Source organism: Vibrio sp. SALL6 (assembly GCF_002002385.1).
Lineage (GTDB): Bacteria > Pseudomonadota > Gammaproteobacteria > Enterobacterales > Vibrionaceae > Vibrio > Vibrio parahaemolyticus.
Map to the genome: position 1 here is coordinate 1 of NZ_MQVK01000020.1, position 24927 is coordinate 24927.

Genomic DNA, 24927 nt, shown 5'->3' on the forward strand with positions numbered 1-24927 from the left:
TCCGACGGTTGAGCGTTTTAACTTATTTGTTGTATTTATTTTTTTTAGGTCATCTGACTGATAACTTCTATTATTTTATAAAAAAAGCGGCGCTAATGCGCCGCTTTATGTAGGTCATTGAGAAAAGTCTCAATTATAGAATGTCTAGTAGCTCAACTTCGAATACTAGTGCTGCGAATGGAGGGATTGCAGCGCCTGCGCCACGTTCTCCGTACGCAAGGTCTTGTGGGATGTATAGTTTCCACTTAGAACCTACAGGCATTAGTTGTAGAGCTTCAACCCAACCTTTAATTACGCCAGTTACTGGGAACTCAGCTGGTTGGCCGCGAGATACAGAGCTGTCGAATACTGTGCCGTCTGTTAGTTCACCGTGGTAGTGAACACGTACAGATTTATCAGCTGTTGGGATTTCGCCAGTACCTTCATTGATGATTTCGTACTGTAGGCCAGATTCAAGAACATTAACTTCTGGACGTAGAGCGTTGTCTTTTAGGAATGCTTCACCATCAGCTGCTGCTGCTTTAGCTGCTTCTTGACGAGCTGCTTCTGCGCGAGTGTGTAGCTCTTGCAGTGCATTGTTGATTTCGTCAATTTCGATTGATGGCATTTCGCCAGTCAATGCTGTTGCGATACCCGCAGCGATAGCGTCAACGCTAAGGCCTTCCAGACCAGAGCCTGCTAGTTGCTGACCCATTTGCAGACCAATGCCGTAGCTTGCTTTTTGTTCTGCAGTTTCAAATTTAATTTCAGACATGAATGTCGCTCTTATTAGGAGTGATAAAGGCAACAGGATATCAGTTTCGAGCTTAGGTTTAAATAATTGCTGGTGATTGCGTTATCTGACCAGTCAGCGTGTGACTTATCTCTTACTCCAAGTGAAATTTCTGCTAATTTAAACCAAATTCCATTTTACTTTAGTCAAAACCATATACTCTCCGCGCTGGTATTTTTATACTGGTAGTAGAAGTATTAAGGGACACATCAACATGAATCGTCGCAGAAAGAAAAAGCAGCAAGTCGACTACGTCGAGTTGGTCAAACAAAAGTTCGCTGCTATCAACTGGAAGCAGCCGTTCAACAAAAGTAAGTGGTTGGAACGTGTAGAACCAATCAAGGCATTTTGGCAGCGCTTACCTAAATTCCATCAACGAGCTTTGATGGTGTTAATGCCATTATTACTTCTACTTCTGATTGTACCGTTACCGAAAAAAACGGAACCGTTAGTCGAACCGCAGGGTGAAGGGGATAGCCAGCGTGTTGCGATCCAGTTAAATGCGCAAAGCCTAAGTCAGCAACGTACGTCGCAAAACTCGGGGCCTAAGTCAGAAGACTGGAAAGAGTACCATGTGAAGAATGGTGATACGTTAGCTCAAGTTTTTCGCAACAATCAGCTTTCTATGGCTGACCTTAGCGCCTTAGTAAAAATAGAAGGAAGCGATAAGCCACTGAGCCATATCAAGCAGGGGCAACTCATCCGTTTTAAACTCTCAGAAAACGGCCAGTTAGATATGTTGCAACTGGAAAAGAGCGATCATTCGGTTATGTTCTTCCGTCTATCGGATGGCAGCTTCGGCAGAAACAAATAGTTTCCGTTGTAGATTTAAAAAAGACGCGATCATCTCGCGTCTTTTTTATTGCAGTTTTGTAGAGGTTTATTGAGTCGAATGCTTCCTGCGCATGTCTACGTGTGGAATTCCATCTTCTAAGTAACTGTCAGACATAACTTCAAATCCATGGTGAGCATAAAAATCGATAAGATGTTCTTGTGCACCAATGTCTATGGTTTTTTCGGGCCATAACGTAGAACATGCTTGGATGGCTTGTGTGATTAGCCGATGGCCTAAGCCACCACCTCGGGCTGTTTGTTTGGTTACGACTCGGCCAATACTGACGTTATCGTAAGTGGTTCCAGCTGGCAGAAGCCGAGCGCAGGCAACTAATTCATCATTGTGGTAGCCGAGTAGGTGATGAACGCCGTCAATAATATCCTTACCATCTAGCTCCGGGTACGGGCAAGTTTGCTCGACGACGAACACGTCGACGCGTAAGCGCAGCATCTCATACAGTTGTAAGGTAGTTAGTTGAGCAAAAGGCAAAGTGATCCAAGTGGTCATGTCCGTCGTCCATAATGATAGTAGAGTGCCTGAATGTACTCGCTTTTGTTTCAATACTCATTAACAATGGTTAATTTTCACTGGTCTTCCCAGAAAATCTGGCGATAATGTGCCCTCTTTTTCATCCCACCTGAGGATATTTCCCTGTGAGCAAACAAACTTTTGACCAAGTAGGCCTGAACCCAGCGCTACTAGAAACGCTGGATTCATTGAACTACACCCATATGACGCCAATTCAAGCGTTAAGCTTACCGGCGATTTTGAATCAGCGTGACGTAATTGGTCAGGGTAAAACGGGCTCGGGTAAAACAGCGGCGTTTGGTCTTGGCGTGCTATCAAATCTAAACGTAAAACGATTTCGCGTGCAGGCTTTGGTGCTGTGTCCGACTCGCGAACTGGCGGATCAAGTTGCTAAAGAAATTCGAACGCTAGGGCGTGGTATCCATAACATTAAAGTACTTACGTTGTGCGGCGGTATGCCGATGGGACCGCAAATTGGTTCGTTAGAGCATGGTGCACATATCCTTGTTGGTACTCCGGGGCGTATTCTGGATCACCTTGAGAAAGGCCGTATTAACTTGGAAGAGTTGAATACATTGGTGCTGGATGAAGCCGATCGTATGCTAGAAATGGGCTTCCAAGATGCTTTAGATGCAATTATTAATGCGGCGCCTAAACAGCGTCAGACATTGCTTTTTAGCGCCACATTCCCAGAGAAGATCGAGAAAATCGCTCAGCGTATTATGAAATCGCCAGAGATGATCAAGGTTGAATCGACTCACGATACTTCCAGCATTGCTCAATACTTCTACAAAGTAGAAGGAACTGAAGCGCGTGATGAGGCGCTAGCCAATCTTCTTCTGACTTACCAACCAGAGTCGGCGGTGGTGTTCTGTAATACGAAGAAAGAAGTGCAAAATGTCGCGGATGAATTACACCATCGCGGCTTTAGCGTGATCGATATTCACGGTGATCTTGAACAGCGTGAACGTGATCAAGCACTGGTGCAATTTGCGAACAAGAGCGTTTCTATTCTTGTGGCAACGGACGTGGCGGCACGAGGTTTGGATGTGGACAATCTTGATGCTGTGTTCAACTTTGAGCTGTCTCGTGACCCAGAGGTACACGTGCACCGTATTGGCCGTACTGGCCGAGCAGGCAGTAAAGGTTTGGCGCTCAGCTTTTTTGGCGAAAAAGACGGTCTACGTGTTGCTCGTATCGAAGAGTACTTAGAGATGGATGTGGTACCCGCGACCTTGCCAGCGAAATCAAATCAGCAGCCATACCAAGCGAAGATGGTGACCATCAACATTGATGGCGGCAAGAAGCAAAAAGTTCGTCCTGGCGATATTCTTGGTTGTTTGACTGGCAAAAATGGCATCCCAGGTGCGCAAGTGGGCAAGATTCATTTGTTCCCTGTGCGTTCTTACGTTGCTGTAGAAAAGTCTGCCGCGAAGAAAGCGCTGCAAATTATCAGTACGGGGAAGATGAAAGGGCGTCAGTTCCGAGCGCGTCTTCTTAAATAAGTCATTAGATTGAACAAAGGCTCTTCGTTGGAAGAGCTTTTTTGTTTGGTGCGTCTCTTATTTGTTGTCTTTTGCTAAACGCGCTTTAATACGGCTTAAGCTGATAGCTGTAATGCCGAGGTAAGCCGCAATTTGGCTATCGGTAATGCGTTGTTCTAAATCTGGGTAGTGGTGGCAAAATAGCTGGTAACGTTCCTCAGGCGAATACAACAGCATAACACGTTCTTTATTCTCTTTGTTCATCAACTGCGTTTCGAGCAATTTTAGGTAAATTGAGTGCTTTTCGGCGCGCCATTGATGCAATGCCTCGATAGGCAAACAGAATAAATGACATGCGGTCAGCGTTTCCAATAAGTACGGTGAAGGTTGACTTTTTATCACGCTTTCAAAGCCGATCACCCAGTCCTTTTCCCAATAAAACTCTTTGCTGAATTCCTTGCCTTTCTCTGTGAGATAGCTTGCGTGGCATAACCCTTCCAGAATGAAGTAGATGTGAGAACTAAATTCACCTTGATGGCTAAGAATGTGCCTAGTGGGTAATTCTAACTCTTGTCCATAGACCATGAGTTGTGAGGCTTCGTCTTCTGAAAAGCCATGTTGAGTGAGATCGAAAAATACGTCGTTTTGCATGAAGGTTATCTGCAGTGAAAGGGTTAGCGCATTTGAACTATCTTAACTGCTTTGCGCAGTAACAAAAAGCGGCTCACTGAGGAGCCGCTAGTTTGAACATGGAGTCGCTTATTTGTTTAAATCGATCTGATAAATCGCAAAGCCCACTTCGTCAGTTGCAACGCGTTTCATCGGGTATTGGCCTTTATCTTGGATAAACTGCGAAGCTTTTTCGCTCGGTGAGGTTTCAAAGCGAATATCCAGTTTTTTGTCTGACTTAATTGGTGCGAACGACCAGTTATTGTCAGCGCTTGGCGTGACTTCGCCTTTTTCCTCACTCACGCGAGAAATGTACGCAGCAACCACAGAACGGTTTTCGTCTGGAGAGTCAAATGCAATGAAGTTCGGACCCGTGCCAGGGAAGGTATTGCTGTACGCGCGGTAATTGTTAGTCGCGATGATGAAATCTTGTTTCGGATCAACTGGTTTGCCATTGAAAGTCAGATTCACGATACGCTGGGAGTCCGGATTAATGACTTTACAACTCGCGTCGTACTTCGGTGGTTGAGTGATGTCGATTTGGTATTCCACACCATCAATCACGTCAAAGTTGTACGTACGGAAGTTATCCCAATCAATTAACGATTGTGGCTGAGTCGTATTGACATCAATATGCTTGAATTGGCCCGCGCTGCACTCTAGCCATTCATGTACTTCTTTGCCTTTCACCTTCATTGCGACGAGCGTATTTGGGTATAGGTACAAGTCGGCGGCGTTGCGGAAAGTCAGTTGGCCAGATTCTACCTCAGTGAAGCCGTTCGGATCATCTTTACGTCCGCCCACTTTAAACGGCGCTGCCGCGCTCAAAACTGGAATGTCAGCAAGGTCTGGATCGCCTTGAATGAAACGTTCAACGTAGTCTTTTTGTGCAAGGTTAACGATTTGGATTGTTGGGTCGTCTTGCACCAAAGCCAAGAAGCTGTACATCACGTCATTCGCTTTACCAATTGGTTGGTTAACGAATTCTCGGGTGCCTTTGTGATCGTCTTCGAGTGCTTTAATGATGCCTTGGTCTGCTTCTGCAAGCGATTTCTTAGTTGCTTTGTCGAAAATTGGTCGAGCTTCAGATTGTCCTTCCACTACTTGCCATTGGCCGTCTTTTTGCTCGATGACCAGATCCATGACTCCCACGTGGCTACCCCAACGGCCAGGCATGACGGCAGTGACACCGTTGATGGTGCCTTTGTTGTTGTCTACGCCTTGTAGATTCTCAAATCCTTTGCCTGGGAAGACCGCGTGAGAGTGACCAAACGCAATGGCATCAATGCCTTTTACTTGCGTTAAATAGTACACCGAGTTCTCCGCACCTAGTTTATATGGATCGGTTGAAACCCCTGAATGCGGAATCGCGACAATAATGTCCGCACCTTCCTTCTTCATCTGCGGAATCAGCTTCTCTGCAGTTTCTTTGATGTCTTTGGCAACCACGTTACTTTCAAGATTTTTCTTATCCCAAACCATGATTTGCGGTGGAACAAACCCGATGTAACCCACTTTTACTTGATGAACTTCGCCATCGGTATCTTTAAAACTGTGTGTTTTGATCAGGTAGGGTTGGAAGTAATGCTCGCCAGTTTTCTTATCAAACACATTGGCGTTGATGTAGGGGAAGTTTGCGCCGGCCAGCGTCTTTTGTAGGAAATCCAAACCATAGTTGAATTCATGGTTACCAATATTCCCCACATCATAGTGCAATTGGTTCATGGCTTTGTACACAGGATGAACTTCTCCAGCCTGTATGCCTTTTGCTGCCATGTAGTCACCCATCGGGCTACCTTGAATTAAGTCGCCGTTGTCGACCAACACGCTGTTTTCCACTTCGGATTTTGCCTGCTTAACTAATGTGGCTGCGCGGCTCAAACCAATTTGTTGTGATGGTTGGTCTTTGTAGTAATCGTAATCCATCACGTTGGTGTGGATGTCAGTGGTTTCAATAATGCGAAGCTTGATCGTGTCTGCCATTGCTGGCCCTGCAAGCGTCAACATGCTACTCAAAACTGCGACGGAAATAGGATTAACTGCCATTTTCATGAGGTGCTCCAATTTAATGGGATAGGAAGTCGAGTGTAACGAATTTTAATGCAACTTAATGATTAAGGTGCAGAAAACTGTGAATCAACGACATTTTACTGAACCCTTTTCATATTAAACGCCGACTTTTTCACGATTTTGAATGAGACCAAACAAAAACTTCTTAGCAGATTTTTGAATAAAAAATGAAATTTTAGAATTTCAGGTAATAAAAACACCCCGCCATAATGCCTGCATCACAATATCAATGGACGATGAGCAAGCACATGGCAACGAACGATTCAGTCACTACTTTACCTGTACAAAAGCCGAGGTTGGTTTCTGACAACCAAGTGTCTGGCGTCACTCGTTTTGTAAAGCAGTCACTCAAACCAGGCGAAGTTGCATTGGTTGGTGCTGGCCCTGGCGACCCTGAACTTCTCACCATTAAAGCACTGAACTGTTTACAACAGGCGGATGTGGTCTTGTACGACTATTTGGTGTCTGAAGAGATCATGGCGCTGATCCCAAGCGATACGATTTTAGTTTGTGTTGGCAAGCGTGCAGGGCACCACAGTGTACCGCAAGAAAAGACAAATCAACTTTTGGTTGATTTTGCTAAGCAAGGATACCGAGTAGTACGAGTAAAAGGCGGTGATCCTTTCGTATTTGGTCGCGGTGGAGAAGAGCTAGAAGTGTTGGCTGATGCTGGCATTCGTTTTCAAGTGGTGCCTGGTATTACTGCCGCAGCAGGAGCAACAGCATATGCTGGCATTCCGTTGACGCACCGTGATTATGCTCAATCGGCCATTTTTGTTACTGGTCACTTGAAAGAAGAAAGTGATGAGATGGATTGGTCAACACTGGCTCGTGGTAATCAGACTTTAGTGATCTACATGGGACTCATGAAATCACACTATATTCAGAATCAGCTCATTCAGCACGGAAGAGCGGCTTCAACTCCGATTGCTATTATCGAGCGCGGTACGCAAATTCAGCAAAAAGTTTTTACGGGAGAGCTTTCCCAACTATCTGATTTATCGAAGGAAGCTCAGGCGCCATCTTTGATTGTCGTAGGAGAGGTAGTGCGATTGTCTCAAAAGTTAGATTGGTTTTTGTCTAGTACTGATTTCAACAAAAGTGCTATTGCCAACTCCATATAATTTCAGTCCAAAGATTAGAGACGTAACGCGCCTTCAAGCTTAAAAAGGAAATACAAAACATGGACCAACAACGTTTAACTCACCTTAAACAACTCGAAGCGGAGAGTATTCATATCATCCGCGAAGTTGCTGCTGAGTTTGATAACCCAGTCATGATGTATTCGATTGGTAAAGATTCATCAGTGATGCTGCATTTGGCGCGTAAGGCGTTTTACCCAGGTAAGATCCCATTTCCGCTGCTGCATGTGGATACCGATTGGAAATTTCGCGAAATGATCGAATTCCGCGATCGTACTGCGGAAAAATACGGTTTTGAGCTTTTGGTTCATAAGAACCCAGAAGGCATCGCAATGGGATGCAGCCCGTTTGTTCATGGCTCGTCAAAGCATACGGACATCATGAAAACGCAAGGTCTTAAGCAAGCGCTAAACAAATATGGCTTCGATGCTGCTTTTGGTGGTGCTCGTCGTGATGAAGAAAAATCACGCGCAAAAGAGCGAGTGTATTCGTTCCGTGACAAGAACCATACCTGGGATCCGAAAAACCAACGTCCAGAACTTTGGAAAACCTACAACGGTCAAGTGAATAAAGGCGAGAGCATTCGAGTGTTCCCACTTTCTAACTGGACCGAGCTTGATATCTGGCAATACATCTACCTAGAGAACATCGAAATTGTCCCGCTTTATCTTGCCGATAAGCGTCCGGTTGTCGAACGCGATGGCATGCTGATCATGGTGGATGATGACCGTATGGAGCTTCAACCGGGTGAAGTAATTGAAGAGAAAAGCGTGCGTTTCCGTACGTTGGGCTGTTATCCACTGACAGGTGCGATTGAATCTGAAGCGAATACGCTGACGGGCATCATTGAAGAGATGCTGGTGGCGACCTCAAGTGAGCGTCAAGGCCGCGCGATCGACCACGATCAGTCAGGATCGATGGAACTCAAGAAACGTCAAGGTTACTTCTAAAAGATCTAAGGAAAGAGAATGAACAGTGCAGTTGAAGCTCAATTAGCCGAGCTTGGTATCGAAGGCTATTTAAAACAACATCAGTACAAGTCTCTGCTTAGATTTCTGACTTGTGGTTCTGTGGATGATGGGAAAAGCACCCTGATTGGTCGCTTACTCCATGATTCAAAACAAATTTATGAAGACCAACTAGCAGCGGTTCACTCAGATAGCCAACGCGTTGGTACGACGGGTGAAAAGCCAGATTTGGCGTTGCTTGTCGATGGTCTGCAGGCTGAGCGTGAACAAGGCATCACAATCGATGTTGCTTACCGTTACTTCTCGACGCAGAAGCGGAAGTTCATCATTGCTGATACCCCAGGACATGAGCAGTACACGCGTAATATGGCGACAGGCGCATCGACGTGTGATTTAGCGGTGATCTTAGTGGATGCCCGTAAAGGCATTTTGGATCAAACGCGTCGTCACTCTTTCATTTCAAACCTATTGGGCTTGAAACATTTTGTTGTCGCAATCAACAAGATGGATTTGGTGGATTACTCACAAGCGCGCTTCGAAGAAATTCGTGATGAATACCTGAAGTTTTCTGAAAATCTAACTGGCGATATTGATATTCAAATTATCCCGATTTCAGCGCTGGAAGGCGACAACGTAGTGGATAAAGGACAGAACCTGAACTGGTTTGAAGGTCCATCGTTGCTTGAGTTGCTAGAAACGGTGGATGTGGACTACGAAAAAGGTGCGGGTGAATTCCGTTTCCCTGTTCAGTACGTGAATCGTCCTAACCTTGATTTCCGTGGCTTTGCGGGCACGGTGTCGTCTGGCTCTGTGAAAGTCGGTGATGCTATTAAAGCATTGCCGTCCGGTAAAACGTCGACTGTCGCTCGCATTGTGACCTTTGATGGCGACATTGAAGAAGCGCAAGCTGGTCTAGCCGTTACGCTGACTCTGAATGATGAAATTGACATCAGCCGTGGTGATTTGATCGTGCTTGAGAACGCGCAAGTGCAAACCACCAACCATTTGCTTGCCGATGTGGTGTGGATGACTGAGCAGCCGTTGCAACCTAGTCGTGATTACGACATCAAGATTGCAGGTAAGAAGACCGTTGGTCACGTAGAGTCGATTCGTCACCAATACGACATCAATAACTTGTCGACACATGGTGCTGCGGAACTGCCTCTAAATGGCATTGGTTTGTGTGAGTGGTCGCTCAATGAATCAGTAGCTTTGGACAATTACCAAGACTGCGCAGATACCGGTGGTTTCATCATCATCGATCGCCTAACTAATGTGACCGTTGGTGCTGGTATGGTGAAAGAAAGCTTAACAGAGCTTGAACGCGGTTTAGCTGATGTATCTGCCTTTGAACTTGAGTTGAACGCCCTTGTTCGCAAACACTTCCCACATTGGGAAGCTAAAGACCTAAGCCAGTTACTCAAGAAGTAATGGCAGTAAACCTAGGGACGTTATTAGTGTCTAGGTTCACAGCCTAACCGAGTGCGAAATGCGGTTAGGCTGCCTCTAACACCGGAATGTTCAGTGAAGCCCAAGAAAACTGAGCATTCTGGCACTCTTTTTCGCTTTGCTTTGCTCTGGTTACTTGTTTTATCGCTCTACACACTGTCGTTGTGTTGCGGTTTGTTTCGCTCGTTTCGAGCTGTTTGGTAAGGAAAGGCTATGTGGGAACAAGGATTTGTATTAGCGATTTTGCTTGGCATTATCACTTGTTTGCTTGTGACTAAGATTAAGCCGAGCTACGTTTTTGCTGGTGCAGCCTTTATTGCTTTCATGGCGGGAATGATGGATTCCACGACCATTGCTGCGAACTTTACCAACTCATCATTGTTAACTTTGGTCCTGCTGATTCTCGCTTCTTGTGCATTAGAAAAAACGTTACTGATCAGTTGGGTGAGCCGTAGTATTTCAGAAGGTCATTTAGGCAGTGTGATCGCCAAGCTTGGGTTATCGACCGCCTTACTGTCTTCCTTTACCAACAATACGGCCGTTGTTGTGTCTTTGATTGGTGCGATTAAACGCAATCAACAGCACGCGCCTTCTAAGCTACTGATTCCACTTTCTTACGCGGCGATATTTGGCGGCACATTAACGCTTATTGGTACTTCGACCAACCTTATTATTAATAGCTTTGTGGAAGATGCAGGGCTACCGAGTCTAAGCTTTTTTACTCCGACGATGATTGGCTTGGCTGTCTTAGCTGGTGGTCTTTTAATTCTTATTCCGCTGAGCTATTTGCTGCCAAGTTACGATGACCAAAACCAAGAAGACTTACCGTATTTCCTTGAATCTCGTGTTGAACCAGGTTCCCCTTTGGTTGGCCGTACCATCAGTGAAAACAATCTGCGTGCGCTGCGTAAGTTGTTTCTTGCAGAGGTGGTTCGTGATGGCGTGACGGTATCGTCAGTAGGCCCCGACTTCGTGCTGAAAGCGAAAGATCGCCTGCTGTTTTGTGGTGATGTCGAAAGTGTGGCGACCTTGCAAGAAATTCCGGGGCTGACGCTATTTGGGCAACAGCATTTGAATGGTCAAAACTTTATTGAAGTGGTGGTCAGCTCATCTGCAACCTTCTGCCATAAGACCTTGAAAGAAAGCCGCTTCCGCGATCGTTTTGATGCGGTTGTTGTCGCCATTCGTCGTGGGCATGAGCGCTTGGAAGGTGGATTGGGCAGTATTACCTTAGCTCCGGGCGATACTTTAGTGCTGGTGCCGGGCAAGCGTTTCGAATCTGAGCGTCGAGCGCACCGTAAAGAATTTGTGTTAGTGCACGACTTAGATTCCAGCGCACGTTTGGACTCCAATAAATCGACGATTGTGTTGATTGGTTTTGCTGCGGTTATCGCCTGTGCACTACTTGAACTTGTGCCGATCATTAAAGGGCTCGCGGTATACATCATTGCACTCATTGCGTTTGGCATAGTGCAAATCTCTGAGCTTCGCCGCCGTTTTCCCATTGATATTGTGGTGATTGTGGGCTCTGCGCTCTCTATTGCGCAGCTGATGATTTCATCGGGCTTGTCTGTCAGGATGGGCGAAATGTTTATCGAAGCGTTTAACGGCTGGGGCGTATTTGGTGCGCTGGTGGCCACATACATCATGACCTTGGTGCTGACTGAATTGGTGACCAACAATGCCGCTGCCGCGTTAGCATTTCCGATTGGCTATAGCATGGCTGTCGGGTACGGAGTGGATCCGATGCCATTTATTATGGCGGTATTGTTTGGCGCAAGCGCGAGCTTTATTTCTCCCTACGGGTATCAAACCAACTTGTTGGTTTACAGTGTAGGTAATTACAAATTGACCGACTATGTGCGAATTGGTGTGCCGATTTCGATTGTGTATTCCGTATTGGTACTGACATTGATACCGGTCTTCTTTCCGTTTTAATTCCGATAAATACAAGGATTCGTTATGACCGCTGAAACACCGGTAAAAGATGAAAACATTGTCTGGCATCAGCACACGGTTGATAAACAGTTTCGTGCTGAGCTGAAAAAACAGAAACCAGCAGTGCTTTGGTTTACTGGTTTATCTGGTGCAGGTAAGTCAACCGTCGCGGGCGCGCTGGAGAATCGTTTAGCTGAGTTGGGCTACCACACTTATTTGTTGGACGGTGACAATGTTCGTCATGGCCTGTGTAGCGATCTAGGCTTTTCTGAACAAGATCGCCGTGAAAATATTCGTCGTATTGGCGAGTTGGCGAAACTGATGGCAGATGCGGGTTTGATTGTGTTGTCCGCGTTCATTTCTCCTCACCGTGCTGAGCGTCAACTCGTTCGCGATTTACTGCCCGAAGGTGAGTTCATTGAAGTGTTTGTGAATGCATCTCTCGAAGTGTGCGAAGGCCGAGATCCAAAAGGTTTATACAAAAAAGCGCGAGCAGGTGAGATCCCAAATTTCACGGGTATTGATTCAGAATATCAAGCGCCAATCAATCCAGAAATTGATTTGCCAGCAGGCGAGAAGAGCGTCGAAGAGTTGGTTGAGTTGTGTTTGAATGAGCTTAAACAGCGTCGTGTGATCAGCTAACTCAGCTTTTGGATCATGGGTGGAAAAAAGCCTCGTGTAATGCTTGAGGAGCTTTTAGATCATAGGTGACCTAAAGCTCCTAGAGCGAAACTAAACGGTATAGTTCACGCTGCTGCTTGCTTCGGTGCTTACGCTAAACTTTTGATTTAACAAGGCGAGCATTTGATCGTAGTACTGGGAATTTGGCTTGTTGCCAAGCAGTTTGCACAGTTCGTTACCCGTCGGCGTGAAACGGTAGTACAGCAGACGGATGCCCTTCGTATTCACTTGCAGAGACAAATTCTTGCCTTGATATGCCAGTATCAATGGCGTTTCAATGCCGATCTCTCCTGATTCCAGTTCTGTGCTATGCAGTAACCCCAATTCAATCAATACTAATAGACTTGAGTACGGCAATTGAAAGCTGCCCATATTCAGATTGCTGGTGGTATCTCGTTTACCAAAGTTGAATATTCCGCCATGTGCCTTATAGCCTATCAATAACTTTTTACTGTTATCGCCGCCAAAACTGCACGCCAAAGAGGCTGCTCTTTGTAGTGTTTGCGCTTCTTTTGGGGACATATCCTTAAGGACTTTCAGCGCTTTCATCGACGTGGAACCTGGGTTGGTCACTTCACGCTTCATTACTTGCGCCCACAACTTCTGCATTGAACTGTTGTGGATGTCTTGGGCCATATCAAAAAATCGATACAACCAATCTTGATCGGGCTCACCTGCGGTTTCATCGCGGCAAGCGCTGTGCGCGAGTTTTAGGATTTGCTCAAGGTTTTTTTGTCTTTGCTCTTGGCGTCGTTGGTCTCGCAGTTGTGCTCTTTCTAATGCGGATTTGGCAGGAGGGTCAGTTTGCAACAGAGCGTCGAGGCCATGAGATTGAGCGATGTTTTTAATTCTGCTCGCACTGTCTTTGATGTAACCCGTTTTCTTGTCGTGGTGACCGTTTTTCTGCGTATTAGGCTGGTGTTCAATCACTACAGGTTGTTTCGTTGGTTCTGCCATGTATTTTCCTACCAAGAGCTTGCGTTTGACGCTTGCCTCAATTTACACCTTAATCCGCGAGGCGACCAGAGAGAGCGTCTCAGATTTTGAAGGAATAGGCCTATCCAAAATGATAATGAGTTGTTAAAATTGTTATCGTTATTTTGGAGGAGCGATGAAGTTCTCGGAAGCAAGTAAACTGAAAAAGCACCTGTCGATAGCGTTTCTTTTGATTCTTTATGTGGGCGTGTTAGCGTACTTATCGCGCTACATTGTTTAACATTTAAAGATGACAAAGGCGCCGATGCGACGCCTTTGGTGTACCTCGAAATCGACGACTACATATCGTCGTAGGCTTCGATTTTTGAACCTTCAATCACATACGCTGTTTCTGCCAGTTCATGGTTAATGGTTTCGGTTTTTAACGTTCCCACCACGTAAATGACATCCCAAAGTTCCTGTACTGGTGCGCCTTTCGGAAATTTCACGTAAATGATTTGGTTTGGTGGTGGTGGTGGTACGTGGATACACGCCCCAAAATACGGCACCAACAAAAATTCCGTCACCGTGTTGGCATCTCCCTCAAGAGGAATCACGAAGCCAGGGATTTTGACCTGACTGCCATTGAGTTCTGGTCTGACGTTACCGATTTTTGATTGCTGCGCCGCGCCACCACTGTGATCAGATGCGGGCATCCCCACGCTGTCGAACAGCTTACGTTCCGCTTCAGGAACCAGATCGATCCAGTCGAGCGTTAATGGCTCATCACTCGCCATGACCGGCGTCGTAAATGCAATCGCGAGTAAGCAACTGGCTAAAACTTTTTTCCACATCGTTAGATCCTTATGGTCATTCCGTCACTGAGTGACTGTCTGTAGGCGCGGAAGGCTGGAATAAAACCAATCACAATACCGGCGCATTGTACAAAGCTAAGCAGCATCCATTCGTACGCAGAAAGCGTGCTTAACGTGAGATTTATACCGTAGTGTTGTTGAATTAGGGGCTGAAGTAGGGCGAGTATCGCATACAGCCCCAAAACGCCGGTGACGATACCTGCTGCTGTGAGTAAACTCGCTTCACTAATGAGCAGAGAAAAAACGTGGCGCGGGCGTGCTCCCATAGCGCGTAAAATGGCCATTTCTCGACGTCGTTCTTGTAAGCTGGTCAGTAGGCTGCTTAACATGCCGAGTAAACCCGCGATAACCACAAAACCAGAAACCGCCATCAAGGCCTGCTCTGCGACAGACATCATGCCCCACAATTCGTGTAGCGCGACACCGGGCATAATGGCACTGAGAGGTTCTTTCGGGTAGTTGTTGATCTGCCTTTGCAACGCAAAAGTTTGAATGCGCGATTTCAAGCCCACAAACATGGCAGTGATCTGTTTTGGTTGAAAGTCCCTTTCTTGTAATACCTTGGCATCCGGTGTTGGGCCCAAGCGTGCACCACTTTCCCAACCGACATGAATGGCTTCGATCGCCTCTAACGAGACGTGAACCGTCTTATCTACTGGTGTGCCAGTTGGAGCTAAAATACCAACAACTTTGAATGGCAGTTTATCGTGACGGCTGAAGCTAACATCGCTGATACCATGTGCAATGATGATTTCACTGCCTATCTGGTAACCCAATTGTTTGGCGACGTCCGATCCGAGTACGGTTTCAAATAATCCATTGAACTCTTTCCCTTTCGAGAAAGTAAGTGGTTGCTTACTTCCGTACTTATAATGCTCAAAGTAACTATGATTGGTTCCCATCACTCGAAAGCCTTTGTGAGAGTCTCCGAGCGAAATGGGAATTGCCCAATCAACCGCGCGATGCTGGCTGAATTCTTGATAGCTTTTCCAATCGATATTATTGGTTGCGTTACCAATACGAAAGACTGAATACAGCAGTAAGTTCACTTGGCCTGAGCGTCCGCCGACAATTAGGTCCGTTCCGGAAATGGTGTTCGCAAAGCTGTCTTTTGCTTGAGTGCGGATACGTTCTACGCCAAGCAGCAAGATTACCGATATTGCTACCGTCATGATCGTCAACACCGCTGTCGCTTTGCGGTTCATCAAGCTTTTCCAAGCGAGTTTGATTACAGCACTCACGCTAGCACCTCCATGTCACTGCTTTGGTTTATTTCTGGCAGATTAATGGTGCGATCGAACAAGCTTTCTAAAGTTGGATCATGGCTGACAAAGATTAATGTCGCGTTGGCTTGATTAGCCTGTTCCATCAGCAGTTCGATGAACGCCATGCGATTATCATGATCGAGTGCAGATGTCGGCTCGTCAGCAATGACTAACGCAGGATGCCCTATTAGCGCACGAGCTGCCGCCACTCGCTGTTGTTGTCCAATACTCAGCTCTGACACTGGGCGAGAGTGTAAATTTGTCGGTAAATGAAGCCGCTCCAACAAGGTTGTCGCTTGTGCTAAAAGCTCGGCTTTGGAGGCGTTTGGTGTCACGCGATCTCGTCTCACTTTACTGAATTGGCAAGGAAGTAATACGTTGTCGATGACATTCAAATACGGCAGCAAGTTGAATTGCTGGAAGATATAACCAATGTGGTCGGCGCGGAATCTATCTCTGCGGCTTGAACTCAGCGTCGCTAAGTTCGTATTGAGTACTGATAACGAGCCCGAACTTAACGTATTGATTCCGGTGAGCAAAGCTAAAAGTGTGGATTTTCCACAGCCACTTGGCCCTTTGATAAAGACATGCTCACCCGTCGCTATCTGCAAATCAGGAATATTGATCACCGCGGTCTCTGAACCGGGCCAGACAAACTGAGCCTGTTTGAGCTCAACCACGTTTGATGCTGAATCAGTCATAATAAATCACCAAAGCGAATTAAAAAAACACAGCGTGTAAGTGGGTACTTACACGCTATTTGGGTTATTTGATTGCGATTTGAGTGTTGCTTTTGGTTAAGCTAGTGGCTGATTGAGTCGTATCTGTGAATAGGTTTACATTTACCGATTCAGTACTTGGGAATTGGTTAAACCAATCAGTTTGAATATGGCTGAGTTCGCCGACTTGGGCACAATGAAAGCGATATTGCACGGTAAATTCACCGTGGTCGCTGTGCTCTGAATGGTCGTGACCTTCATGACCTTCATGACCGTCGTGATCGTGATGGGCGTGTTCATCATGATCATGGCCTTCATGATCATGGTGCTCATGTTCTTCATGTTGCCCCCCAAGCGAGTGTTCAACATGAACTTCTTCAATTTCGCATTGTGCTTGTGGGTTAATCGCAAACAGTGCGTTGCTATCTTCTAGCGTTGCGACTGCGTGTTGCAGTGTTTTCTCTTGCTCTGCATTTTCTGGTGCGTGTTCAAAGCCGACTACATCTGCACCAGGAGCTGTGATTTCGAGCAGCAAGTCACTGCCGTCTTGGGCAATATTAAATTCAACATGACCATGAACGTGCGCACTGTGTTGGCGGTATTCTTCTGCTGTTGCGACTGTCGATAGAGACAAACCGATAACGATCGCTAAAACCTGTTTAGATGGCATTTTACTTTCCTAATTTTGCTGATAAATCCGAGATCTGGTTGATTTCAGATTAGTACTCATTTGACGTTCTGTTATTGAAACGCGTCTATACACGTTGGAAATAACGTAATTGGGTTGTGTTTGAGTGTTTACGCAAAATAAGGCGGTGCACGCGCAGCGCTGAATACTTCTTCTACATGATGCGAGCGCTCTGAGACATCATCATAATGGGCCCGAGTGTATGACGGCACAGGGATTGCCGGTTGTGCTTTAGCGAGACCATGTTGCGCGCCAGCAAAGAGTTGGCAGTGATGATGGGTATGATGCTCTGGTGTGAGGTCGACTTGATGAAAGATCGAAGCAAAATTCCAGATGATCAGCAAAGCAACACTGAAAAGTACAACAGTGCGATGCCAAGATCTGAAAATGGTTTGCCAAGAAAAGTACATCTGAACGCCTGAAATCCTAACGGGTGTTATAATATAACACTCATTATTGGCAAAAGTTCACTCTTTTGTCTGGTGAGGAAAATTTAACACAGCATATTAGTGGGATACCGTGTGATTGAGGCTCCTGATTGATGCCGAGTCAGGAGCCGTCATCTCGAACTAAATGCTTTGCTTGATAAGGCCAATCACCTGTGTAATCTCGTCTTGCGTCAATGCGCCTTCTTTTACAAACAGTACTTTGCCTTGTTTGTCTTGTACGATGATCGCAGAGCTTTCTTCTTTTAGCCCCCAAGTGTTCGCCACCAAGCCATTTTCATCCAATACCATTGATGACCAAGGAAACTCTTTTTTACTGTCTTGTGCAGAAGATTTCACAAATGAGCCAGTGCCCCAAATCGCATCATCTTGGTTGATGATGGTGGTGGTCTGGTAGCTATCTTCTGGGAATTTAGCGGCGGTAATTGCAGTCATCAGCGGTGCGTTCATTTCTTTTGAACTGCTGCGACCAGCAATCGCTTGAATTACGCGGACTTTACCTAACATATGCTGTGTTGCCCAAGGCTGGTAAGCCACACCTTCACCTTGTAAAACAATTTCACCGTATGCGCCGACTTGTGCAGGTGGAACGGTTTCACCAACCGACAAGTTATGTGCGAAAGCCAAACTTGGAGAAAGAGCAAGCAGTAGAGGTAGGAGAGTCTTAGTTTTCATATTGTTATATTCCGTTTGGGTTTGGGAGTTAAGCCAGTATATATCCAGTCCCGGCAAATTTGTAGAATTGTTGATAACATTTATTTAACGTATGCAGTGGTGTAATGTTGCGTTGTAGTTAGAATTTGCTACACTGAAGTCCGTCGCAAAATGCGCATTAAGGTTGCAGAGAATAAGCAATCGGGGTTTTCTCAAAGGAATTGAGGTGAATTATGCTACGTGAGTTTGCTGTATATCGACCACTACAAGTGGCCCGTTTCGTAAAGACGTTGTTTAAAGGGCAATTCTTCATTGTTGGAGTGGGAAGTTTCTGCTTTGATAATGGCAAAGTGCTGCTTCCTGATGTGAAAGATCAAAAGCGACTGGCTGTCTTTAAAGAAGTAAACCAAGCAATTTCATCATTATCCGCCTAAATCATTTATGGCGTGTTAACCCAAAAAGCGAAAGATTAAAAAGAGCGACCTTGGTCGCTCTTTCTCGTTTCAGTGCAGTTTGATTAGCCTTGCAAGCTTGGTGGGAAGCAAACACCTGTGCCGCCTATGCCACAGTAGCCATCCGGATTCTTTGCAAGATACTGTTGATGGTAGGTTTCTGCAAAATAGTAAGGCCCTGCTGGGACGATCTCAGTAGTAATCGTTGAGCGAAGCTCAGCTTCTAATGCTTGTTGATACTGAAGCTTTGATTTTTCAGCAATTTCTTGCTGCTCTTGAGAGTACGTGTAAATCGCAGATCGATATTGTGTGCCGAGATCGTTACCTTGGCGCATGCCTTGAGTTGGGTCGTGTTTTTCCCAAAATACCGCAAGGAGTTGTGCTAGTGAGATAACACGCTCATCAAACACGACTCTCACAACCTCAGTATGACCGGTTTTACCCGTACACACTTCTTCGTAGGTTGGATTTGGTGTAAACCCACCCGCATAACCCACAGATGTTGAAACCACGCCATCCAATTGCCAAAAGAGACGCTCAGCGCCCCAAAAGCACCCCATGCCTAACAAAATCTGTTGCTGATGATGGGCTAATGGTGCCGTTAGACTCGATTGATTTACAAAATGACAATCTTCAATCTGCATTGGTTGTTCTCTACCAGGCAGGGCATCTTCTATACTGATTAATGTCTGTTTGTTGAGCATGGTATTTGTCCTTTAATACGTGTCTTAAATTTGCGAACTTTTTCATTTCGTCTGTATCTGATGTTGTTATGACATAGACCGCGGTAAACCTATTAATATTACAGACTTAGCCTTTAATTGGCGTTATCATTATTTACGTTTATTTAACCTCATTCAGCTAAAAAAGCATGATAAAAAAAGCTCTCCCCATCATTGTTGGCTTGTTGGTTGTTTCTCAGAGCGCGTATGCCGATGTTTCTTTAAAGCTTAAAGGCATCGATGGCGCACTGGAAGATAACGTGAAAGCGTACCTGTCTTCGATTCCAGAGAAGGATTACTCCACTTCGCTGCGCTTTCAGGCGCGATTGGATCAAAGTATCACTGAAGCGCTGAATGCGCTTGGCTATTATCATGCAAAAATTTCATACTCTATTTCCGAAGGGAATGACGAGCTGATCGTTAACATCCACAAAGGCTTACCAGTTAAGATCAAAGTAATGGATGTCGTGATCAGCGGTGAAGCGAAAGAGGATGAAGAATTTGCGAATCTCATCGCCAAATCGCCTTTAAAAGTTGGGCGGATTTTAAATCAGGGTGAGTATGACAGCCTTAAATCAGGGATTCGCAACCTGGCTTTGCAACGTGGTTACTTCAATGGTGACTTTAAGCTTAACAAGCTGGAAGTGATCCCTGAATTGAATGAAGCCAATGTGCGTTTGCACTACGACAGCGGTATTCGCTATCACTTTGGTCCGGTAGAAATTACGGGAAGCCAGATCTGGGAAAACCGTGTTGAGTCGATGCGACCTTTTGAAATTGGCGAACCTTATCTTGTCTCTGATGTGGGTGAATACAACCAAAACCTATCTAACACCGATTGGTTCTCCTCCGTGTTTGTTGAGCCCGACTTAAGCAAGCTTGAAGATGGGCGCGAGTTGCCGATTAAAGTCTCGTTAGCGCCTGCTGCGAAAAACCAAATTGAAACCGGTATTGGTTACTCCACCGATACGGGTGTGCGCGGCACTTTAAAATGGAAAAAACCATGGGTAAGTGCACGCGGCCATAGCTTTAATACGGCGCTTTCTCTCTCCAAACCAGAACAAACCATCACCGCCGGCTACAAAATTCCATTAGACGACGTCTTACGTGAATACTATCAATTGCAATTTGGTCTGAAGCATTTGGACAACCGTGATACTGAGAGTTTGGAATCAAACCTTGCGGTAGAAAGACACTGGTTAACGGACGGTGGTTGGCACAAAACCGTGTACGTTCGTCACTTGTACGAAAACTTCTCGCAAGGTTTGCAAGATGATGGCGTGCAGTTTGTGCTTCCTGGCGCAACCTTTTCGCGTACTCGTGTCCGTGGTGGCAGTATGCCAATGTGGGGCGATAAGCAAAGCGTAACGGTTGAATACGGCGATCCGGCGCTACTATCTGAAACGCGAGTATTGCGTTTGCTTGGGCGATCTTCGTGGATTCGTGGCTTCGGCGAAAACCATCGTGGTTTGTTCCGTCTCGAAGGGGGGGCTAACATCACGGAGGAATTTGAAAAGCTTTCGCCATCGTTGCGTTTCTTTGCTGGTGGTGACAACAACATCCGTGGTTATGGCTATGAATCCATCTCACCTGTCGATGAAAGTGGCGCATTAACGGGTGCGAAATACATCTTAAGCAGCACCTTAGAGTATCAATATCGTGTTTACGGCAACTGGTGGGCCGCAACGTTCTACGATATTGGTGATGCGTTTAATGACACACCTGAATGGAAATCTGGTGCCGGGGTTGGTATTCGATGGGCTTCACCTGTGGGACCGGTAAGCTTCGACTTTGCGTGGGGGCTGGATGAAAAGCCAAACAACGAATTCCGCATCCACTTCTCTTTGGGGCCTGAGCTATGATCAAAAAGATGTTTAAGTGGACCAAGTGGTTATCACTAAGTTTGATTGGTCTGCTGTTGTTAATCACTATTTTTGTCGCAACGGTACTGTTTACCCATCCAGGGTTGAAGTTGGCGATTTGGGGCGCAGAGAAAGCCTTACCTCAGCTCAAAGTCGAGAGCATTCAAGGTTCGCTATTCCCTCGTTTTGCACTGAAAAATGTCAGCTTTGTTGATGAGTCTTTACATATTGATGCGAAAGTCGAGCACCTTGCGTTGGCGATTAACTTCCGCTGTTTCTTTGACCCAAAAGTGTGTGTTGATGAACTGGCGCTGCAAGGTGTTAACTTCCAAATGCCAGAATTGCCACCTGCCAGTGAAGAGCCTGAAGAAGAAACACCACCGCTGCGTTCTATCAGCACGCCAGTGCCAATTTTTGTCAATAAAGTCAGCTTTAATGACATCAACGTCAATGTGTTAGGCAATCAGATTGATTGGCAAACGTTCTCGACCGCTTTGTCGATGCAGGGCGATCGTTTGGTGATCGCACCAACCGCATTGAAAGACATCAATGTTGCGCTCGCACCAAGTGAAGCTGAACCTGAAGCGGCTGCCGAGGAGCCGAAAGAAACTGACGCTACGCCGCAAGATATTGTGTTACCTGAAGTATGGATTCCACTGACGGTGGAAGCGCGCCGTCTGGATATTCATAATTTTAAACTGGCGGGTGAAACGCCAGTGATCGTCAATCATCTTGGTTTGGTTGCAAGAGCGGGTGGTGAGCGTGTTGATGTCAAAACGTTAGAGCTCGACATGCCAGAAGTGGAAGGCAAGTTAAGCACACAAGTGACCCTTTCTGCTGATTACCCAATCAAAGCGCAATTGGACGCGTTAGTGAAGCAAGCGGATGCGAAGGGACAAAAACTGTCGCTTTCGGCCTCTGGTTCGGTTGGGGATTTATCGTTAAATGCTACGCTTTCCGAGCTTGTACAAGCGGAGATCAAAGGTGACATCCAACCGCTTAAAACGCAGTTGCCGTTTGATGTATCGATCAAAAATGTTCAAGCGCAATGGCCGCTATTTGGGCAAAGTGATTATCAGGTTTCTGTACCAAGTTTGGCGGCAAAAGGTTCACTTGATGGTTACGAAGTCGCATTAGAAACCAAAGCGTCAGGCAAAGACATTCCTGCCGTTGATGTTGCGCTGAACGGCAAAGGTACGCTGGAGCAAATCGATCTCGAAAGCCTTGTAGTGAAAACTTTGGGGGGCGAACTTTCCGGGAAAGTTATGGCGAATTGGGCGGCGCCAATCAACTGGCAAGCCGACCTGAACCTGAAGAATATTCAACCAGGATTGCAGTGGAAAGAAGCAGAAGGGGATATCAGCGGTAGCCTCTCGACTTCGGGATCGTTAACGGAACAAGGTGGTTGGCAAGTCAGTTTGCCTAAGTTAGACATCGACGGCATTTTGCGAGGTTATCCATTGAATGTCGAAGGGCAACTTGAAGCGTCTGATAAGAATGGCAAAGGTGAAGACATCCAACTAACCACTCAAGGTTTAGTGCTTTCTCATGGCCCGAACCAACTGAGTGCGAAGGGCAAGATCGACAAACAAATTTTGATGGATGTTGAGGTTAACTTCCCTGATTTTGCGAAAAGTGTTCCTGATCTTGCGGGTAAGATGCAAGGTAAAGTAGCGCTACGTGGTAGTTTGAAAGAGCCTGATATCAATCTTGATCTCGCTTTAAATCAGATCAACTGGCAGCAACAGGCGAATGTAGAAACGATCACCTTAAAGGGCGATGTGACGCCTCTGCCAGCACCAAAAGCGAACTTAAGCCTTATTGCGAATAATATTACCTACGACGACATTAAAGTTGATAGCGCGGATCTTGAAGTCTCTGGAGATGAAAAACTGCATCAACTGACGCTTGATGTGGTGTCTGATCTGGTTTCGACCAGTTTGGAAATCGAAGGGACGTTTAAGCAGAAGCCAGAAATGATTTGGGATGGGGCGCTGCGCCGCTTGACGCTGAGCTCGCAACAAGGTCCTTGGTCACTGCAAAAATCGACTGCGGTGAAGGTCAATATCGACAAACAGATCGCGAATGTTCAAGCCCATTGTTGGTTGCAAGCGAAGTCGAGTGTGTGTCTAACCGAAGATATTAGTGTCGGTAAGAGTGGCCAAGCGAAGTTAGCGATCAATGATTTTAATTTCGACCAAATCAAACAATTCCTGCCGCCAGAAACCAAGCTGCAAGGCTCAGTTAATGCACAGGCTTTTGCTAAATGGGCTCCAGAGAAAAAGCCTGAAGTTACCTTGAGTGTCAACATGCCAAAAGGCCAAGTTGAACAAGCACTAGAGCAGCCAATTAAAGTGGGCTGGGACAGCTTCAGCTTTAAAGCGGCATTAGCGAAAGACAAGCTTGATGCTGAGTGGTTATTTGATGTGAAAGATAACGGTGACTTGTCTGGTAAGGTGTCTTTACTGAATGTCTCATCTGAGAAGCCAACTATTGACGGTAAGGTTGCGCTTTCTACGTTCCACTTGGACTTCTTGGCTCCGTTGATCGGGGAATACAGCTTGTTCAAGGCGAATATGAATACTGATTTGGCCTTGTCTGGTGATGTAATGCATCCAAAAGTGAATGGTCAGTTCCTTATCGATCAAATGAAGCTGCAAGGCGAAGTGACGCCAATCGACATCAACTCCGGACAAGTCGTGATCAACTTCAAAGGTCACCAAGCGGATCTGGATGCTGGGATCATTACGCCTGACGGTAAGCTAGAAATCACCGGTGATGCTGACTGGCGTGACTTGCAAGACTGGCGAACTCGTGCCCGCGTGTTTGCAAAAGAGCTGAAAGTTGATATGCCGCCGATGGTCAAAATCAAAGTTGAGCCGGACATGACCATTGATGTCACACCGCAGTTGGCGAAGGTGGAAGGTAACATCAATCTGCCATGGGGGCGTATCGTCATTGAGGAACTGCCACCAAGTGCGGTTGGTGTTTCGAGTGATACCGTTATTTTGAACAAGGATTTACAGCCAGTTGATGAAGTGACGGCTATGCCATTCAACGTCGAAACGGACATCAACATCAAGATTGGTGACGACTTCCAACTTGCGGCGTTTGGCTTGAAGGGCGGCTTGAAAGGTAGCCTTAACGTGACACAAAAAGACAAAGGACCATTCATCGTTGGTGAGGTAAACATCGTTGACGGTTCTTACCGTTCATTTGGTCAAGATTTGGTGATCGAAGAAGGTAAGATCTTAATGAACGGTCCAGCGGATCAACCGTATGTATCGATCAAAGCGATTCGTAACCCTGACAATACTCAAGACGATGTGATCGCAGGTGTGCGTGTGACTGGCCCTGCTTCCGATCCGAGTGTGGAAATTTTCTCGGAGCCTGCGATGCCACAAGCCAACGCGTTGTCTTACCTGCTTCGTGGTCAAGATATTGATGGTGAGTCGGGTGGTAACGCGATGACGACCACATTAATTGGTCTGAGTTTGGCGAAAAGCGGTCGTGTTGTTGGAGAAATCGGTGAAGCCTTTGGCGTACAAGATTTACAGCTTGATACGGCTGGCTCGGGTGATGACTCTCAAGTGACGGTGAGTGGTTACATTTTGCCAGGTCTACAGGTTAAATATGGTGTTGGCATCTTCAACTCGCTGGGTGAGTTCACGGTGCGTTACCGATTGATGCAAGACCTGTATTTAGAGGCGGTATCTGGTGTAGATAGCGCAGTTGACCTACTCTATCAATTTGAATTTGATTAGGGCGCACGTCCTAACCACACAGAACTCAT

At 46.1% G+C, this 24927-nt stretch carries 22 protein-coding genes; 10 read left to right on the top strand and 12 right to left on the bottom strand.

Features of this window, described 5'->3' with window-relative positions; genetic code table 11:
* Positions 1–133: 133 nt before the first annotated feature.
* Positions 134–754, bottom strand: coding sequence for an FKBP-type peptidyl-prolyl cis-trans isomerase (locus tag BIW15_RS12015; protein WP_005496936.1), 621 nt, complete (start codon positions 752–754; stop codon positions 134–136).
* Positions 755–986: 232 nt separating this feature from the next.
* Here BIW15_RS12015 and BIW15_RS12020 point away from each other — a divergent pair, with 232 nt between their 5' ends.
* Positions 987–1586, top strand: a complete 600-nt coding sequence (locus BIW15_RS12020) for a LysM-like peptidoglycan-binding domain-containing protein (RefSeq protein WP_005496937.1) — start codon at positions 987–989, stop codon at positions 1584–1586.
* Positions 1587–1652: 66 nt separating this feature from the next.
* Here the strand turns inward: BIW15_RS12020 and BIW15_RS12025 are convergent, their stop codons facing one another.
* Positions 1653–2114: a GNAT family N-acetyltransferase gene (locus tag BIW15_RS12025; RefSeq protein WP_017449007.1), complete on the bottom strand. Its 462-nt coding sequence runs from the start codon at positions 2112–2114 to the stop codon at positions 1653–1655.
* 146 nt (positions 2115–2260) lie between these two features.
* On the opposite strand from BIW15_RS12025, the gene dbpA reads away from it, so the two are divergent.
* Entirely contained in the window at positions 2261–3640 is a 1380-nt protein-coding gene (dbpA, locus tag BIW15_RS12030; protein WP_077281106.1) for an ATP-dependent RNA helicase DbpA, read from the top strand.
* Positions 3641–3697: 57 nt separating this feature from the next.
* Here dbpA and BIW15_RS12035 read toward each other — a convergent pair whose 3' ends face one another.
* Positions 3698–4270: a Crp/Fnr family transcriptional regulator gene (locus BIW15_RS12035; RefSeq protein WP_077281107.1), complete on the bottom strand. Its 573-nt coding sequence runs from the start codon at positions 4268–4270 to the stop codon at positions 3698–3700.
* Between the two features lie 108 nt (positions 4271–4378).
* Complete coding sequence (gene cpdB, locus BIW15_RS12040) at positions 4379–6340, bottom strand: 2',3'-cyclic-nucleotide 2'-phosphodiesterase (RefSeq protein WP_179115281.1); 1962 nt, start codon at positions 6338–6340, stop codon at positions 4379–4381.
* A 266-nt stretch (positions 6341–6606) separates the two neighbouring features.
* Between cpdB and cobA the strand changes: the two genes are divergently transcribed.
* The 5 genes from cobA (at position 6607) to cysC (ending at position 12497) form a co-directional block, all read left to right on the top strand.
* Positions 6607–7482 (top strand): uroporphyrinogen-III C-methyltransferase, encoded by an 876-nt coding sequence (gene cobA / locus BIW15_RS12045; protein WP_031858198.1) that lies wholly within the window; start codon positions 6607–6609, stop codon positions 7480–7482.
* Positions 7483–7541: 59 nt separating this feature from the next.
* The gene (cysD, locus tag BIW15_RS12050) at positions 7542–8450 is read left to right on the top strand and encodes a sulfate adenylyltransferase subunit CysD (protein ID WP_005454659.1); all 909 of its coding nucleotides are present in this window, start codon (positions 7542–7544) and stop codon (positions 8448–8450) included.
* A gap of 18 nt (positions 8451–8468) precedes the next feature.
* The gene (gene cysN, locus BIW15_RS12055; protein WP_077281109.1) at positions 8469–9899 is read left to right on the top strand and encodes a sulfate adenylyltransferase subunit CysN; all 1431 of its coding nucleotides are present in this window, start codon (positions 8469–8471) and stop codon (positions 9897–9899) included.
* A 231-nt stretch (positions 9900–10130) separates the two neighbouring features.
* Positions 10131–11855 (top strand): SLC13 family permease, encoded by a 1725-nt coding sequence (locus tag BIW15_RS12060; protein WP_005454668.1) that lies wholly within the window; start codon positions 10131–10133, stop codon positions 11853–11855.
* 24 nt (positions 11856–11879) lie between these two features.
* Complete coding sequence (gene cysC / locus BIW15_RS12065; protein ID WP_005454655.1) at positions 11880–12497, top strand: adenylyl-sulfate kinase; 618 nt, start codon at positions 11880–11882, stop codon at positions 12495–12497.
* A gap of 90 nt (positions 12498–12587) precedes the next feature.
* Here the strand turns inward: cysC and BIW15_RS12070 are convergent, their stop codons facing one another.
* From BIW15_RS12070 to BIW15_RS12100, 7 genes are all read right to left on the bottom strand, one after another.
* Positions 12588–13493: a TIGR03899 family protein gene (locus tag BIW15_RS12070; protein ID WP_005454670.1), complete on the bottom strand. Its 906-nt coding sequence runs from the start codon at positions 13491–13493 to the stop codon at positions 12588–12590.
* Positions 13494–13810: 317 nt separating this feature from the next.
* Entirely contained in the window at positions 13811–14305 is a 495-nt protein-coding gene (locus BIW15_RS12075; protein WP_005479671.1) for a DUF3299 domain-containing protein, read from the bottom strand.
* Between the two features lie 2 nt (positions 14306–14307).
* Positions 14308–15567, bottom strand: coding sequence for an ABC transporter permease (locus BIW15_RS12080; RefSeq protein ID WP_077281110.1), 1260 nt, complete (start codon positions 15565–15567; stop codon positions 14308–14310).
* Positions 15564–16292 carry an ABC transporter ATP-binding protein gene (locus BIW15_RS12085; RefSeq protein ID WP_025554261.1) on the bottom strand — a complete coding sequence of 243 codons (729 nt, stop codon included), beginning with the start codon at positions 16290–16292 and terminating at the stop codon, positions 15564–15566. The genes BIW15_RS12080 and BIW15_RS12085 overlap by 4 nt, the downstream gene beginning before the upstream one ends.
* Before the next feature lie 64 nt (positions 16293–16356).
* Positions 16357–16980 carry a DUF2796 domain-containing protein gene (locus BIW15_RS12090; protein WP_025517587.1) on the bottom strand — a complete coding sequence of 208 codons (624 nt, stop codon included), beginning with the start codon at positions 16978–16980 and terminating at the stop codon, positions 16357–16359.
* A gap of 128 nt (positions 16981–17108) precedes the next feature.
* Positions 17109–17408 carry a DUF2607 domain-containing protein gene (locus BIW15_RS12095; RefSeq protein WP_005454649.1) on the bottom strand — a complete coding sequence of 100 codons (300 nt, stop codon included), beginning with the start codon at positions 17406–17408 and terminating at the stop codon, positions 17109–17111.
* A gap of 159 nt (positions 17409–17567) precedes the next feature.
* Positions 17568–18119 carry a YtfJ family protein gene (locus BIW15_RS12100; RefSeq protein WP_005454650.1) on the bottom strand — a complete coding sequence of 184 codons (552 nt, stop codon included), beginning with the start codon at positions 18117–18119 and terminating at the stop codon, positions 17568–17570.
* A gap of 212 nt (positions 18120–18331) precedes the next feature.
* Here BIW15_RS12100 and BIW15_RS12105 point away from each other — a divergent pair, with 212 nt between their 5' ends.
* Positions 18332–18532, top strand: a complete 201-nt coding sequence (locus BIW15_RS12105; protein ID WP_005454667.1) for a DUF1107 domain-containing protein — start codon at positions 18332–18334, stop codon at positions 18530–18532.
* Positions 18533–18615: 83 nt separating this feature from the next.
* Here the strand turns inward: BIW15_RS12105 and msrA are convergent, their stop codons facing one another.
* Positions 18616–19254, bottom strand: a complete 639-nt coding sequence (msrA, locus tag BIW15_RS12110) for a peptide-methionine (S)-S-oxide reductase MsrA (protein WP_005454656.1) — start codon at positions 19252–19254, stop codon at positions 18616–18618.
* Between the two features lie 167 nt (positions 19255–19421).
* Here msrA and BIW15_RS12115 point away from each other — a divergent pair, with 167 nt between their 5' ends.
* Both BIW15_RS12115 and BIW15_RS12120 read left to right on the top strand, forming a co-directional pair.
* Positions 19422–21134, top strand: coding sequence for an autotransporter assembly complex family protein (locus tag BIW15_RS12115; protein ID WP_077281111.1), 1713 nt, complete (start codon positions 19422–19424; stop codon positions 21132–21134).
* Entirely contained in the window at positions 21131–24898 is a 3768-nt protein-coding gene (locus tag BIW15_RS12120) for a translocation/assembly module TamB domain-containing protein (protein ID WP_077281112.1), read from the top strand. Before BIW15_RS12115 ends, BIW15_RS12120 begins: the two co-directional genes overlap by 4 nt.
* Positions 24899–24927 lie beyond the last annotated feature (29 nt).

Coding starts and splice junctions, on each gene's coding strand:
- BIW15_RS12085 (WP_025554261.1), bottom strand. CDS start 16,292: ATGACTGATTCAGCATCAAACGTGGTTGAGCTCAAACAGGCTCAGTTT.
- BIW15_RS12025 (WP_017449007.1), bottom strand. CDS start 2,114: ATGACCACTTGGATCACTTTGCCTTTTGCTCAACTAACTACCTTACAA.
- BIW15_RS12060 (WP_005454668.1), top strand. CDS start 10,131: ATGTGGGAACAAGGATTTGTATTAGCGATTTTGCTTGGCATTATCACT.
- cysN (WP_077281109.1), top strand. CDS start 8,469: ATGAACAGTGCAGTTGAAGCTCAATTAGCCGAGCTTGGTATCGAAGGC.
- BIW15_RS12105 (WP_005454667.1), top strand. CDS start 18,332: ATGCTACGTGAGTTTGCTGTATATCGACCACTACAAGTGGCCCGTTTC.
- cobA (WP_031858198.1), top strand. CDS start 6,607: ATGGCAACGAACGATTCAGTCACTACTTTACCTGTACAAAAGCCGAGG.
- BIW15_RS12015 (WP_005496936.1), bottom strand. CDS start 754: ATGTCTGAAATTAAATTTGAAACTGCAGAACAAAAAGCAAGCTACGGC.
- cysC (WP_005454655.1), top strand. CDS start 11,880: ATGACCGCTGAAACACCGGTAAAAGATGAAAACATTGTCTGGCATCAG.
- BIW15_RS12100 (WP_005454650.1), bottom strand. CDS start 18,119: ATGAAAACTAAGACTCTCCTACCTCTACTGCTTGCTCTTTCTCCAAGT.
- msrA (WP_005454656.1), bottom strand. CDS start 19,254: ATGCTCAACAAACAGACATTAATCAGTATAGAAGATGCCCTGCCTGGT.
- cysD (WP_005454659.1), top strand. CDS start 7,542: ATGGACCAACAACGTTTAACTCACCTTAAACAACTCGAAGCGGAGAGT.
- BIW15_RS12090 (WP_025517587.1), bottom strand. CDS start 16,980: ATGCCATCTAAACAGGTTTTAGCGATCGTTATCGGTTTGTCTCTATCG.
- BIW15_RS12120 (WP_077281112.1), top strand. CDS start 21,131: ATGATCAAAAAGATGTTTAAGTGGACCAAGTGGTTATCACTAAGTTTG.
- BIW15_RS12095 (WP_005454649.1), bottom strand. CDS start 17,408: ATGTACTTTTCTTGGCAAACCATTTTCAGATCTTGGCATCGCACTGTT.
- BIW15_RS12020 (WP_005496937.1), top strand. CDS start 987: ATGAATCGTCGCAGAAAGAAAAAGCAGCAAGTCGACTACGTCGAGTTG.
- BIW15_RS12070 (WP_005454670.1), bottom strand. CDS start 13,493: ATGGCAGAACCAACGAAACAACCTGTAGTGATTGAACACCAGCCTAAT.
- BIW15_RS12075 (WP_005479671.1), bottom strand. CDS start 14,305: ATGTGGAAAAAAGTTTTAGCCAGTTGCTTACTCGCGATTGCATTTACG.
- BIW15_RS12115 (WP_077281111.1), top strand. CDS start 19,422: ATGATAAAAAAAGCTCTCCCCATCATTGTTGGCTTGTTGGTTGTTTCT.
- BIW15_RS12035 (WP_077281107.1), bottom strand. CDS start 4,270: ATGCAAAACGACGTATTTTTCGATCTCACTCAACATGGCTTTTCAGAA.
- cpdB (WP_179115281.1), bottom strand. CDS start 6,340: ATGAAAATGGCAGTTAATCCTATTTCCGTCGCAGTTTTGAGTAGCATG.